The sequence below is a fragment of the Mesorhizobium sp. M1406 genome, assembly GCF_040317555.1.
Classification (GTDB): Bacteria; Pseudomonadota; Alphaproteobacteria; order Rhizobiales; family Rhizobiaceae; genus Mesorhizobium.
This window is the reverse complement of sequence record NZ_JAMYKW010000001.1, coordinates 464,305-477,500: the sequence shown is the minus strand read 5'-3', so window position 1 is coordinate 477,500 and position 13,196 is coordinate 464,305. Positions and strand designations below refer to the sequence as shown.

Below are 13,196 nucleotides of genomic sequence, written 5' to 3'. Positions count from 1 at the left end.
CATGCACACCGGCACCGATTGGGCCGCTCCCATCGGATCGCCGATCATCGCCGCTGGCAATGGTGTCGTCGAGAAGGCGGGTTGGTCCGGCGGCTATGGCAAGCAGATCATCCTGCGCCATGCCAACGGCTACGAGACATCATACAATCACCAAAGCGCCTTCGCCAAAGGCATCGAACCCGGTGTGCGCGTGCGCCAGGGGCAGATCATTGGTTATCTCGGCCAGACCGGTCTCTCCACCGGTCCGCACCTCCACTACGAGCTGATCGTCAACGGCACCAAAGTCGATTCGATGCGCGTCCGGCTGCCGGTCGGCAAGGTGCTGAAAGGCGATGACCTCGTCGCCTTCAAGCGCGAGCGCGAGCGCATCGACGATCTGCTGAAGCAGGAAGACAGTGACTCGCTGAAGGTTGCGAGCGCCAAGATCGACGGTTGATTCCGTCGGCCTCCATCCTTGCTGAATTTCTCAGCCTTGCGGATTTTCGGCATCCCGCGGCCATGGCAGCGGTTGCCCGGAAATGGTCGTCCAGGCGATGACAGCCGAAAGCAGGCAAAGCAGCGCTGTCACCGCGGAGACAGCGGCAAACGCAGCGTCGCTCGCGGCAAGCCTTGCCGCGTCGACGGCGGGCGCAAGCGCTACCGTTGCCGGTTCGCCAAAGCCAGGCACGCCGGGCGTTGCATTGCCATCCAGCGCATGCGCGTAGACCCAGGCGGCGAGCGAACCCATTGCCGCCACCGCGATCAGGCCGCCGATGCGCGAGACGGCATTGTTGATGCCGGAGGCCGCACCCGTATCCTTGTCTTCCACCGCCGTCATGATCGCGGTCGACAATGGCGACACGACCAGCGCCATGCCCAGCCCCATCAGCGCCATCAGCGGGAATGTTCCCGTCCAGAAATTGTGGATGCCGGCATGGGCGAGCAAGGCAAGTCCGGCAAAGGCGAAAGCCACGATGAGGCTGCCGCAGGCGATCGGAAAACGCGGGCCGATCCGGTCCGACAACTGGCCGACCGGCCCTGACAAAAGCGCGATCGATGCCGACAGTGGCAGGAAGATGAAGCCGACCTCGGCCGTACTCAGTCCCCAGCCGGCGATCAGCAGCATCGGCAGATAGAAAAGATTGGCCGACAGCGCGAAATAGAGGAAGAACGTCGCGACATTGGCGCCGGCGAAAGCGCCGACGCGAAACAGCGACAGGTCGATCATCGGCTCGCGCTGTCGAAGTTCGAAAAAGATAAAGACGACAAGCAGCGCGACACCGGCTGCAATGCTCGGCCCCGACATGTGGTCCTCGCCGCTGGCACTTGTCGAGGTTAGTCCATAGGCGAGCGCGCCGAAGGCCAATGTGGCGAGCGCGGCACCGCCAAGGTCCAGGCTGCGTTTCTCCGTCGCCGCATCGGCTGGAACCTTGGCCAGCAGGAGATAGATCGAGATCAGCCCGAGCGGCAGGTTGATGGCGAAGATCGCCCGCCAGATGCCGTCGCCGAAGGCCGACAGCACGAAGCCGCCAAACACCGGGCCAAGTGCCGTGGTCAGTGCCGACGCCGCCGCCCAGATGCCGATGGCGCGGCCGCGTTCTTTCTTCGGATAGGCCTTGGCGATGATGGCGAGACTGCCCGGCACCATGATGGCCGCACCGATGCCCTGCACCGCGCGAAATCCAATCAGCACAATTGCATTCGGCGCCAGCGCACAGGCAAGCGAAGCGGTAACGAACAGCGCAATGCCCGCCACGAAGGCGCGGCGCAGCCCGAATCGGTCACCGGCGGCACCCCCGGCAAGGATCAGCGCCGAGAGCGTCAGCGCATAGGCGTTGGAAATCCACTGCGCTTGCGCCAGGCTGGCACCGAGGTTGACGCGGATCGCCGGCGTGGCGATGGCGAGGATCGAGCCATCGATGAAGCCGAGCGCCGAGGCCAGGATGGCCGCTATCAGCACAAATCGCCGCTGCGCTTGCGGGCAGAAGGTTCGATTCGTGCCCGGACTGGTCAGCGGGACGGCGGCGGCGGCACTTGGTGAATGCATGAAACCTTGCTTAGACCTCCAGTGCATCGGCAACAACCAGCCAGTGGCTTGCTGTCGTTGAAACCAGCCACATTGCCGGGATTGCGCCTGTTCTGATGCAAACGGCGGCAGCCATGTTAGGTTTCCTGGGAATTTGCAACGGGGAGAAATCGATGAAGCGGCCACTTGAAGCATCGGCGGAAGGACGCGGCCGTATCGTCGGCATCACCGACGGGGTGTTTGCCATCGCGCTTACCCTGATCGTTCTCGAAATCAGGGTGCCGGCGCACGAGGCGATCCATTCCGAAGGCGAGCTGCTTGCCGCGATCGCGGCACTGGCGCCACGCTTCCTGACTTACGCCTTGAGTTTCCTGACGCTGACCATCTTCTGGTTCGGCCAGCAGGCGCAGCATGGTCTGATCGCCAGATCCGACCGACGGCTTGCGACGTTGAACCTCTGCTTTCTCGCCTTCATCGCGCTGCTGCCGTTCTCGACCGACCTTCTGGCCGACTTCCTCGAGTTCAGAACCGCCGTGCTGGTCTACTGGCTCAATCTGCTGATGCTCGGCGTCACCCTGTTCGCCAGCTGGCGCTATGCGGAGAAGAACGGCTTCCTGGCAGAGGGCATCGACGCGGAAACGAAACGCACGGTCTATCTGCGCATCGTCAAGGCGCAAATCCTGTGGGCGATCGGCGCCGCACTGTCATTCGTCAATCCCTTGCTCGGCATCGGCTTCATCCTGGTCGTGCAGTTGGTCTATGCCGCCGCGCTTCGGAGTTCACTGCTGCGCAAAGTCATCGGCTGAAGGTCCGCCGACAAACTCCACCGTCACGCCCGGCGAAACCAGCTTGGCCAGCTCACGGGCATCCCAGTTGGTCAGGCGCACGCAGCCATGGCTTTCAGTCTTGCCGATCTTCGATGGGTCCGGTGTGCCATGAATGCCGTAGGTCGGCTTGTCCAGCGCGATCCAAACCGAGCCGACAGGACCGTTCGGGCCTGGCGGAATGGTCAGGACCTTGTTGTTTTGACCCTGCTTGAAATTGATGCTGGGGTTGTAGGTGTAGTTCGGATCGAGCGCGACGCGCGACACCGCATGCGTGCCGGACGGTGACGGCGTATCCGACGAGCCTATGGTGGCGGGATAGGCTGCCACCAGCTTGCCGCCGGCATCATAGGCGAAAACCTCTTTCTTGTCCTTGTCGGCGACGATGCGGGCCACCGGCGTCGACACCAGCCTGCCGAAATTGGCGACCTTGATGATCGTGCCGGGGCGATTGAAATTGAGGTCCGGGTTGAGCGCCTTGAGATAATTCTCGTCCATGTGGAAGCGCTCCGCCAGTGCTTCGGTCACCGACGTATAGCCCATCCGGTCGAGCTGCGCCTTTTGGCTGTAGTCTTCCGGGATCGAGGCGACATACGGGCCGGCCGCATCCTCCGGCGTGATCGTGTAGTTGGCGAAAGCGTCGCCGCCGGATTGCGCCAGTGCCGACTGGATGCCGACAGCATCCGTCGATCGCAGATTGCTGCCGGTGATCTGGTTGTAGGCGGCGAGTGCCTTGTCGACATTCGAACCGAATCGCCCGTCGATGACGCCAGGCGAAGCGCCACCCCGGTCGAGCAGCACCTGCAGCGCCGCGACGTCCTGGCGTGCTCCCAGCGAAAGCGACGGGTCGATGGTCTTGCCGCCGATCTTCGGCGGCAGTCCCGCCTGATCCTCGGGCATGGCCTGTTCGGTAGGTGCCGCGGGCTCGACAGAGTCTATCGAGGCCTCGTCCAGCGGCTGACGCGTGATGGTGCGCGGCTCTGCCGGCTGCGGTGCATCGGGAAAATTGTTGTCGTAGCTGCCATCGTCCTGCAGTGGCGGCGGATAGGCTTCCACGGAATTGTCACCGTTAGGATCGTATTCGTCCGCCGGCGGCGGGATGACCCGGCCTTCCTCTTCCAGTTGCTTGCGGCGGAACCGCGCCATGTCTTCCGGATCGTCGAGATAGTAGCGGTCATTGTCATCGGGGGCGCGGCCCAGTTCGCGCAGCCGTGTCTCGCGAAGCAGCACTCGACGGTCGAGCCGCGTCTGCGGCGGTTGGATGGCGATGACCTTGCCGGTATCGGCATCGACAATGACGCGGTTGCCCCTGGCGTCGTAATAAATGTCCACATTGCCGTCCTGCGCGAGCAGGACGCCACCGTTATTGGCGGCACGGACAATCGGTGGTGCGCTGTCCTGCGTCGGCGCGGCAAGGGCATTGGAAGATAAAAACCCGCCGGCAAGTACCGAGAGGGTGAAGATCGTGCGCAGCATGGTGGCGAAGCTCTCCGGTCCGTAATTGCCGCCGCCCGGCAGTGTCCCTGTAAGGCGAACCCCTTCGCCAGCAAACCAGTTAGTCACCATATGGTTCCAACATGAACCGGGCATGAAGATGGCGGTTTCCGGCGCATCGGCGAATATTATCTAGCTTGCGGCAAGTCCCAATTCCTTGCGCACCTGCTTGGTCAGCTTCAGGGCGACAAGGCGATGGCTCTCGCGCAGATAGTCCTTCAGCGCACTATCATCCATGCTCTGGCTTGTCCGACGCTGGATCCATGTCATGCCGCGCGAGGCAAGATAGGGCGCGGGCCGCAGACCCGGCTGCTCCTTGAGCACATCATAGGCGATATCGGAGCATTTGAAGGTCACGAAAAGTTGGTCGCCCTGGCCCCAGCCGCCGATCGCAAAGACCTTGGCTCCGACCTTCCAGACATGGGCACCGCCCCATTGGACGACATGGGTCGTCGAGGGCAGCGAGGCGCAGAAGCTGTTGTAGTCGTCCAGCGTCATCAGTGCTCTCGTTTTTCGTATGAAAACGCCGCGCGTCCAGAATGGACGCGCGGCGTTGGATCAGGCCGCCGCTTCCGCCGCGACGATCGTCGGCTTCGATCGGAAGTTCAGCCGGTCGGAGCCGGCTGTCGCCTTGACTGTCGAGCCGTCAAGAATGTCGCCAAGCAGTATCTTCTCCGCCAGGGGATCCTGCAACTCCTTCTGCATCACTCGCTTCAGCGGCCGCGCGCCGTAGGCCGGGTCGTAACCCTTGGCCGCCAGCCAGTCGATCGCCTCCTGATCCAGCGAAAGCGTGATCTTGCGGTCGACAAGCAGGCTCTCCAGCCGCTTGAGCTGGATCTCGACGATGCGGCCCATATCCTGCCGGCGCAGCCGGTGGAACAGGATCACCTCGTCGACGCGGTTGAGGAATTCCGGCCGGAACGATGCCCTCACCACGCCCATCACCTCGTCTCGCACGGCGTCGACATCCTGGTCCTCGCCGAGATTGACGAGATATTCAGCACCGAGGTTCGAGGTCATGATGATCAGCGTGTTGCGGAAGTCGACCGTGCGGCCCTGGCCATCGGTCAGGCGGCCGTCGTCGAGCACCTGCAACAGCACGTTGAAGACATCGGGATGCGCCTTTTCGATCTCGTCGAACAGCACGACCTGATAGGGCCGCCGCCGCACCGCTTCGGTCAGCGCGCCGCCTTCCTCATAGCCGACATAGCCGGGAGGCGCGCCGATCAGCCGGGCAACCGAGTGCTTCTCCATGAACTCCGACATGTCGATGCGCACCATGGCGCTCTCGTCGTCGAACAGGAAGCTCGCCAGCGCCTTGGTCAGTTCGGTCTTGCCGACGCCTGTCGGCCCGAGGAACATGAACGAGCCGATCGGCCGGTTCGGATCCTGCAGGCCCGCACGCGCCCGACGCACGGCTTTCGAGACGGACTGCACCGCTTCGCCCTGGCCGACGACGCGCTTGCCGATCTCGTCTTCCATGCGCAGCAGCTTGTCGCGCTCGCCCTGCAGCATCTTGTCGACCGGAATGCCGGTCCAGCGCGAGACGATATGGGCGACGTGGTCGGGGGTGACCACCTCTTCGACCATGCCGACCTTGCCGTCCTGAGCCTCGGCCTCCTTCAGCTTCTTTTCCAGTTCCGGGATCTTGCCATAGGCAAGCTCGCCGGCGCGCTGGAACTCACCCTTGCGCTGGGCGATGGCAAGGTCGTTGCGCGCCTCGTCGAGCTGCTTCTTGAGGTCAGCGGCAAGCCCGAGCTTCTGCTTCTCGGCCTGCCACTTGGCGGTGATCTCGGCCGATTCCTCTTCGAGACCGACGAGTTCCTTTTCCAGGCGGGCGAGCCGGTCCTTCGAGGCATCGTCCGTCTCGACCTTCAGCGCTTCGCGCTCGATCTTGAGCTGCATGATGCGGCGATCGATCTCATCCAGTGCTTCGGGCTTGGAATCGACCTGCATACGCAGTCGCGAAGCGGCTTCGTCGACGAGGTCGATCGCCTTGTCCGGCAGGAACCGGTCGGCGATATAGCGGTTGGACAGCGTCGCCGCCGCCACCAGCGCCGAATCCGAGATACGCACCTTGTGGTGCTGCTCGTATTTTTCCTTCAGGCCGCGCAGGATCGAAACGGTGTCTTCCACCGTCGGCTCATCGACGAACACCGGCTGGAAGCGGCGGGCAAGGGCTGCATCTTTCTCGACATGCTTGCGGTACTCGTCGAGCGTGGTGGCGCCGACACAGTGTAGTTCACCGCGCGCAAGCGCGGGTTTCAACAGGTTCGACGCATCCATGGCGCCGTCCGCCTTGCCGGCGCCGACCAGCGTGTGCATCTCGTCGATGAACAGGATGATGTTGCCGCTGGCCGAGGTGACTTCGGAGAGCACGGCCTTCAGCCGCTCCTCGAACTCGCCGCGGTATTTGGCGCCGGCAATCAGCGCGCCCATGTCGAGCGCCATCAATTGTTTGTCCTTCAACGATTCCGGCACGTCGCCATTGACGATGCGCAGCGCCAGGCCTTCGGCGATCGCCGTCTTGCCGACGCCCGGTTCACCGATCAGCACCGGATTGTTCTTGGTGCGGCGCGACAGCACCTGAATGGTGCGTCGGATCTCGTCGTCACGGCCAATCACCGGATCGAGCTTGCCGGCACGCCCATCCGCGGTCAGGTCGCGCGCATATTTCTTCAGCGCGTCGTAGCCCTGTTCGGCACTCGCGGAATCAGCGGTGCGGCCCTTGCGGACGTCGTTGATGACCTGGTTGAGCGCCTGCGCGGTGACACCGGCCTTGGCCAGGATGTCGGCGGTCTTGGCCGATTTCTCCATGGCGAGCGCCTGCAGCAGCCGCTCGACGGTGACAAAACTGTCGCCGGCCTTCTTGGCCAGTTCCTCGGCGGTCGAGAACACCTTTGCCAACGGCTGCGCCAGATAGAGCTGGCCATTGCCGCCCTCGACCTTGGGCATCGCCTCGAGCGCCGTCTCGACGCCAAGCTTGACGTCGCGGACGTTGCCGCCGGCGCGCTCGATCAGCGATGCGGCCAGGCCCTCGTCATCGTCGACGAGCACTTTCAGGATGTGTTCAGGCGTGAACTGCTGGTGGTTGCGGGAGAGCGCCATGGTCTGCGCGGACTGGATGAAGCCGCGCACGCGCTCGGAGTATTTCTCAAGGTTCATATCTGTCTCCTTCCATCACCGGCCCGCTTTGCGGCACCGGATCAGATTGCGGTGACGAATCCGCCCATTCGAGCCGGATCCTGTTCAGCCGAGATATGGTGCATAGGCCATGCTGTCTCAAGGCGCCTTGATGTCGGTCAACGCATAATATTCCATCGCGGCACAAAACAAAAACGGCGGGGATTTCTCCCCGCCGCTCAAAGTGTTTGAAATGTCGTTCGATCAGTTGTCGATGTCGACAATGGCCGGTTCAGCGTTGCCGCCGTCGGCCGGGGCCGCAGCCACCTCGCCAGCTTCGGCATTGTCGCCACCGCCCTCGACTTGATTGGCGTTGACGCGCGGACGGCGCGGACGCCTCGGGCGACGGGCAGCACCGCTTTCGGCGGCCGCCTCATTGAGCTCGGCCCGGGCGGCAAGGCCCGCTGGCGAAAGGTTCTCGAACAACGGAGCAGGTTCGGCCGCCGCAACGGACTCGGTCGGCGAAGCGGCTTCGCCCTGAATTGCGGGCTCGTTGCTCTGGGGCTGACCACCTTGCTCGGCGGACGATGAATAGTCGCGCTGGCCGCTCTGGCCGTAACCGCCATTGGGGCGACGATCGCGATGGCGTCCACCATTGTTGTCGCGGCCACCATTGTTGCGCCCGCTATTGTCGCGGCCACCTTCCCGGTTGAGCGCAACCTCGGCCGGCATGCCTTCGATGACCGGCTGCGGGCCGGCGCCATGGTTGATCACCGGCACCTGGGCGTCGGAAACAGTGTTGTTGTTGCCGGTATTGTCGAAATCGTCGCGATCCTCGTCGCCGTCATCATCGAAATCATCGCGATTCTGCTGCGTGTTCTGGATCGGCATCTGCGCCTGCGCGGCCGCGATGATGCGATTGTAATGTTCGGCGTGCTGGAGATAATTCTCCGCCATGACCCGATCGCCGGAGCTTTGCGCGTCGCGGGCAAGGGTGGCGTATTTTTCGGCGATCTGCTGAGCCGAACCGCGGATCTTGACGTCCGGGCCATTGCTCTCGTAGTTGCGCGTCAGGGGGTTCGGCCCCTTGCGGTTGTTGTTGTTATTGTTGTTATTGTTGCTACCGCCGCCGCCACTGTTGTTGCGACCGCGCATGCGCCTGTTCTGCTGTTGTGGCCTCATCAAACTCTCTTCATTGTCATCTTGAAATTTTCGAAAACTCTTCACGAACGGAGGCGCTCATGCAGCCAGCCGCTTCGTCTCTTCACCGGCGTTCGCCCGCATCAATTGCGTTGGCGCCACGTGCCATCCTGTTCCGGTTACATCACTTGCCGGACGATTCCCGCACGAAGCTTGGGCATCGGTTGCGCAAGAAGGCAGCTATTTCCAAGGAAAACCGAATCGCTAAGAGCACTGCCTGCTTCGTCTCATCCGGTTAAGGCGACCCTAGCCGCATTCCCCGGCATTGCCAAGCGCTTTTTGCACTGCGTCAAGGCTTTATCCTTTCAAAGACAAGAACCCTGTCGTTTCCGCCAAAATCCCGAAAAGCACCGCCCGGCACGTAGCCGGCAGCAGTGAATATCTCCGAGACTTGGTCGTGCTGCGTGTGGCCGATCTCGACCGCAATCCTGCCTTCAGTTTCCAAAAATCTCGCCGCCTCCGCGGCGATGATCCTATAGGGGTTCAGACCGTCCGCGCCGCCATCCAAGGCAAGGCGCGGGTCGAAATTGCGGACTTCGTCCTGCAGATTTCCAATGTCTTCGGAGGGTATATAGGGAGGGTTTGCGGCAATTACATGGTACCGGCCCGAAACTTTTTCGAACCAGTCCGACTGGAGCGCTGTGAACCGCCCTGCAAGGCCCAGTTGCCCGGCATTGCGGGTCGCCGTCGCCAGCGCGCCCGCGGACAGATCGACACCGGTGGCGATCGCGGCCGGCACGGCGCTGAGCAGCGCCAGCGCGATGGCGCCGGTACCGGTGCCTAGATCGAGGATGCGGCATGCGCCATCCCGGACCGCAATTGCCTTGACGAAAGGCAGCATCGCGTCGACCAGCGTTTCGGTATCCGGCCGCGGCTCCAGCGTTTCCGGCGACAGCGACAGGCGCAAACCATAGAATTCGCGATAGCCTAGGATGCGATGCACCGGCTCGCCGCCGGCGCGGCGCCTTAAGGCGGCATCGATTTGGGCAACGACGCCAGCGTCGACCTTGCGTTCGGGGTCCGCGATGGCTTGCGTACGCGTGGTGCCGGAAAAATGCTCGACGATCAGCCGCGCATCGAGCGCCGGATCATCGGTAGCGGCAGCGGCAAGCCGAGCCTGCGCTTCCCGCAGCAGCGGCCCGAGCGTCTCGGGCAGTTGATCAGCCATCGATACCGATGTCGGCAAGCAGCTTCGACTGGTGATCGGCGATCAGCGCGTTGATGATCTCGTCGAGCTCGCCCATCATCACCCGGTCGAGCTTGTAGAGCGTCAGGTTGATGCGGTGGTCGGTGACGCGGCCTTGAGGGAAATTGTAGGTGCGGATGCGCTCGGAGCGGTCGCCGGAGCCAACCTGCGACTTGCGTGATTCGGAGCGCTCCTCGTCGGCCTTGCCACGCTCGAGGTCATAGAGGCGGGCGCGCAGGATCTGCATGGCCTTCGCCCGGTTCTGATGCTGCGACTTCTCCGCCTGCACCACCATGATGCCAGTCGGCAAATGAGTGATGCGCACAGCCGAATCGGTGGTGTTGACGTGCTGGCCGCCCGAACCCGAGGCGCGCATCGTGTCGATGCGGATGTCTTCGGGCCTGATATCTATGTCGACCTCCTCGGCTTCCGGCAGCACGGCGACGGTGGCGGCCGACGTGTGGATGCGCCCGCTTGCCTCGGTCGCCGGCACGCGCTGCACGCGGTGCACGCCGGATTCGAATTTCAGATGCGCAAAGACGCCCTTGCCCGACACCGTGGCGATGATTTCCTTGTAGCCGCCGGCGTCGCCGTCGCTGGCCGAGGCCGTCTCGAAACGCCAGCCGCGTTCGGCCGCGTAGCGCTCATACATGCGAAACAGGTCGCCGGCGAAAAGCGCCGCCTCATCGCCGCCTGTGCCGGCGCGGATTTCGAGAATGGCGTTCTTGTCGTCGGCGGCATCCTTGGGCAACAGCAGGATCTGGATGTCCTTCTGCAGCGCCTCGATGCGTTCCTCGACCTCCGGCAGGTCGGCCTCGGCGAGCGCCCGCATCTCGGCATCGGTGCCCTTGTCGGCAAGCATGGCTTCGAGGTCGGCCTGCTCATGCTCGGCCAAGCGCAGTGCCCTGACTTTGGCCACCATGTCCTGGATTTCAGCATATTCGGACGCCATCCGCACATAGGCATCCGGCGCCGGGCCAGCCGACATCTGCGCTTCGAGCATCTCGAAACGCTTGACGACTTGATCCATACGATCGCGGGGCAGGTTGACCATGATGAGGCTGCTACAATGGAATCGAACGGTCGTCGGCAAAGGCCTGCAGCAGCGCCCGCATCGGCAAACCCTGCGCCGGCGCCATCAGATTGTCGTCGAAGAATGCCTCCAACTCATCCAGCGGCAGTTCCGTCAGCATCGCCTTGACCGGGCCGATCGAGGCCGGCGACATCGAGATCGAGCGGAAGCCGAGGCCGATCAGCGCCATCGCCGAGATAGGTTTTCCGGCGAGTTCGCCGCACAGGGTTACCGGCGTGTGGTTGCGGACACCGGCATCGGCGATCTGCTTCAGGACGCGCAGGAACGGCGCCGACAGCGTGTCGAAGCGGTTCGCCAGTTGCGTGTTGCCGCGGTCGACAGCCATGACGAATTGGAACAGGTCGTTCGAACCGACCGAGACGAAATCGACCGCTTTCATCAATTCGTCGAGCTGGAACAAGAGCGACGGCACTTCCAGCATCGCCCCCAGCTTCAGGCTGGTCGGCAAATGATGGGCAAAGCGTGACAAATGCCGCACTTCGCGGTCGATGATCTCGCGTGCCTGGGCGATCTCGCCAAGCTCGGTCACCATCGGCAGCATCAGCTTGAGCTCACGCCCGCCGCTGGCTTTGAGCAAGGCGCGGATCTGGGTGCGCAGCAGCCCCGGCCGGTCAAGAGTCAGGCGGATCGCCCGCCAGCCAAGCGCCGGATTCTCTTCCTGGATGGAGCCCTTGAAGTAGGGCAGCACCTTGTCGCCGCCAATATCGATGGTGCGGAAGGTGACAGGCTTGCCGCGCGCCGCCTCCAGCACGTCGCGGTAGAGTTTTTCCTGGGCCTCGGCCCGGGGAAATGTCGAGGCGACCATGAACTGCAGCTCGGTGCGAAACAGGCCGATGCCGGCCGCACCCGATTCGACGAGCTGCGGCAGGTCGACGGCAAGGCCGGCATTCATCAAAAGATCGACCTGGACACCGTCCCTGGTCGTCGACGGCTTCTTGCGCAGCTCGCGATAGACCTCTTGCCGGCGCGCCCGGAACCGCACCTTTTCGGCATAGGCGGCTTCGAGATCGGCCTGCGGCCGCAAATGGATCACGCCCTCTTCGCCATCGACGATAATGGCGTCGCCGTTTTCCGCCATGGAAACGGCGCCCTTCATCTGGCCAGCGACAGGGATGCCCATGGCGCGCGCAACGATGACGACGTGGCTGGTCGCGGCACCGTCCTCGAGCACCAGCCCGCGCATCTTGTCCCTAGGATAGTCGAGCAGTTCGGCGGCTCCCATGGAGCGGGCGACGATGATGGCGTCCTTCGGCAGCGATGCGGCGACATCCTCCGGCCCACGCCCCATCAACTGGCGCAGCAGCCGGTTGGCGAGGTCGTCGAAATCACTCATCCGTTCGCGCAGATACGGATCGGTCATGTGCAGCATGCGGGCGCGCATGTCGCTCTGCACCTTTTCCACGGCAGCCTCGGCGGTCAGGCCGTTGCGGATCGCCTCCTCCAGTCGCCGGACCCAGCCGCGATCGTTGGCGAACATGCGATAGGCTTCCAGAACCTGGCGATGCTCTCCCTCGAAGGCGACGTCGCGGCGTTCGAGCATGTCGTCGATGGAGAGCCTTAGCGAGCCGAGCGAGGTCTCGAGCCGGCGGACCTCTTCCTCGCTGTCCTCGTTGAACAAATTGGTGACGACGATGCGCGGCTCGTGCAGCACGACATGGCCAAGCCCGACGCCTTCATTGAAGGACAGGCCAGTGAAGCTGACCGGGCGGCGCAGATCAAGTTCAAGGCCTGGCCTGGTCAGCCGCGCCAGATCGCCGGTGGCGATCATCTCGGCGATCACCATCGCCGTCGTTTCCAGCGCCTCGACCTCGTCGTCGCGGTAATGGCGCATGGTCTTGTTCTGCACCACCAGCACGCCCAGCGTGCGCCCTGCCCGCAGCACCGGCACGCCGAGGAAGGAGTTGTAGATCTCTTCCCCGGTCTCCGGCAGGTAGGCAAATGCCGGGTGTTCCTGCGCATTGGAAAGGTTGAGCGGCCGCGCACTGGCCGCGATCGTGCCGACCAGGCCTTGCCCCAATCGCAACTGCGCCAGATGGACGGCGTTCGGGTTCAAACCCTCGGTGGCGTAGAGTTCGAGCACCGAATCGGAGCGCAGCACATAGAGCGAGCAGACTTCGGCGACCATATTGGAGGCGATGTCGCGCACGATCCGGTCAAGCCGCTCCTGCGGCTCCAGCGGCTCTTGCATGAGCTCGCGGAGCCGTTTCAGCAAAACGCGCGGGCCACTGGCCTGATCACGCATCGCGGCTTGTTCTCCAATGGGCATTCTGC

10 protein-coding genes (1 of these 10 running past the window's edge) are annotated in these 13,196 nt (G+C 63.4%); 2 read left to right on the top strand and 8 right to left on the bottom strand.

The genetic code is table 11. The features are described 5' to 3' along the window. Positions 1-436 carry the end of a M23 family metallopeptidase gene (locus NKH03_RS02415; RefSeq protein ID WP_352966952.1) on the top strand. The gene continues 1,532 nt to the left of window position 1, outside the view, so only the last 436 of its 1,968 coding nucleotides appear in the window; its start codon lies beyond the left edge, outside the window; its stop codon occupies positions 434-436. Positions 437-466: 30 nt separating this feature from the next. Here NKH03_RS02415 and NKH03_RS02410 read toward each other — a convergent pair whose 3' ends face one another. Then, complete coding sequence (locus NKH03_RS02410) at positions 467-2,026, bottom strand: MFS transporter (RefSeq protein ID WP_352966950.1); 1,560 nt, start codon at positions 2,024-2,026, stop codon at positions 467-469. 152 nt (positions 2,027-2,178) lie between these two features. On the opposite strand from NKH03_RS02410, the gene NKH03_RS02405 reads away from it, so the two are divergent. Next, a complete protein-coding gene (locus NKH03_RS02405; protein ID WP_352867765.1) occupies positions 2,179-2,811 on the top strand; it encodes a TMEM175 family protein in 633 nt (210 codons plus the stop codon). Here the strand turns inward: NKH03_RS02405 and NKH03_RS02400 are convergent. From NKH03_RS02400 to ptsP, 7 genes are all read right to left on the bottom strand, one after another. Next, on the bottom strand, positions 2,785-4,305 hold the full coding sequence (locus NKH03_RS02400; protein ID WP_352966986.1) for a L,D-transpeptidase family protein: 1,521 nt from the start codon (positions 4,303-4,305) through the stop codon (positions 2,785-2,787). The genes NKH03_RS02405 and NKH03_RS02400 overlap by 27 nt on opposite strands. A gap of 150 nt (positions 4,306-4,455) precedes the next feature. After that, positions 4,456-4,821 (bottom strand): MmcQ/YjbR family DNA-binding protein, encoded by a 366-nt coding sequence (locus NKH03_RS02395; RefSeq protein ID WP_352867768.1) that lies wholly within the window; start codon positions 4,819-4,821, stop codon positions 4,456-4,458. A 60-nt stretch (positions 4,822-4,881) separates the two neighbouring features. Further along, a complete protein-coding gene (gene clpB, locus NKH03_RS02390) occupies positions 4,882-7,488 on the bottom strand; it encodes an ATP-dependent chaperone ClpB (RefSeq protein ID WP_352966948.1) in 2,607 nt (868 codons plus the stop codon). Positions 7,489-7,710: 222 nt separating this feature from the next. Next, on the bottom strand, positions 7,711-8,628 hold the full coding sequence (locus NKH03_RS02385) for a DUF4167 domain-containing protein (protein ID WP_352867773.1): 918 nt from the start codon (positions 8,626-8,628) through the stop codon (positions 7,711-7,713). A gap of 307 nt (positions 8,629-8,935) precedes the next feature. Next, positions 8,936-9,814 (bottom strand): peptide chain release factor N(5)-glutamine methyltransferase, encoded by an 879-nt coding sequence (gene prmC / locus NKH03_RS02380; protein ID WP_352879040.1) that lies wholly within the window; start codon positions 9,812-9,814, stop codon positions 8,936-8,938. Beyond that, positions 9,807-10,886 (bottom strand): peptide chain release factor 1, encoded by a 1,080-nt coding sequence (gene prfA, locus NKH03_RS02375; RefSeq protein ID WP_352867779.1) that lies wholly within the window; start codon positions 10,884-10,886, stop codon positions 9,807-9,809. Before prfA ends, prmC begins: the two co-directional genes overlap by 8 nt. A 10-nt stretch (positions 10,887-10,896) precedes the next feature. After that, entirely contained in the window at positions 10,897-13,167 is a 2,271-nt protein-coding gene (ptsP, locus tag NKH03_RS02370) for a phosphoenolpyruvate--protein phosphotransferase (protein ID WP_352867781.1), read from the bottom strand. Positions 13,168-13,196: the final 29 nt, after the last annotated feature.

Coding starts and splice junctions, on each gene's coding strand:
- NKH03_RS02410 (WP_352966950.1), bottom strand. CDS start 2,026: ATGCATTCACCAAGTGCCGCCGCCGCCGTCCCGCTGACCAGTCCGGGC.
- NKH03_RS02405 (WP_352867765.1), top strand. CDS start 2,179: ATGAAGCGGCCACTTGAAGCATCGGCGGAAGGACGCGGCCGTATCGTC.
- NKH03_RS02400 (WP_352966986.1), bottom strand. CDS start 4,305: ATGCTGCGCACGATCTTCACCCTCTCGGTACTTGCCGGCGGGTTTTTA.
- NKH03_RS02395 (WP_352867768.1), bottom strand. CDS start 4,821: ATGACGCTGGACGACTACAACAGCTTCTGCGCCTCGCTGCCCTCGACG.
- clpB (WP_352966948.1), bottom strand. CDS start 7,488: ATGAACCTTGAGAAATACTCCGAGCGCGTGCGCGGCTTCATCCAGTCC.
- NKH03_RS02385 (WP_352867773.1), bottom strand. CDS start 8,628: ATGAGGCCACAACAGCAGAACAGGCGCATGCGCGGTCGCAACAACAGT.
- prmC (WP_352879040.1), bottom strand. CDS start 9,814: ATGGCTGATCAACTGCCCGAGACGCTCGGGCCGCTGCTGCGGGAAGCG.
- prfA (WP_352867779.1), bottom strand. CDS start 10,886: ATGGTCAACCTGCCCCGCGATCGTATGGATCAAGTCGTCAAGCGTTTC.
- ptsP (WP_352867781.1), bottom strand. CDS start 13,167: ATGCGTGATCAGGCCAGTGGCCCGCGCGTTTTGCTGAAACGGCTCCGC.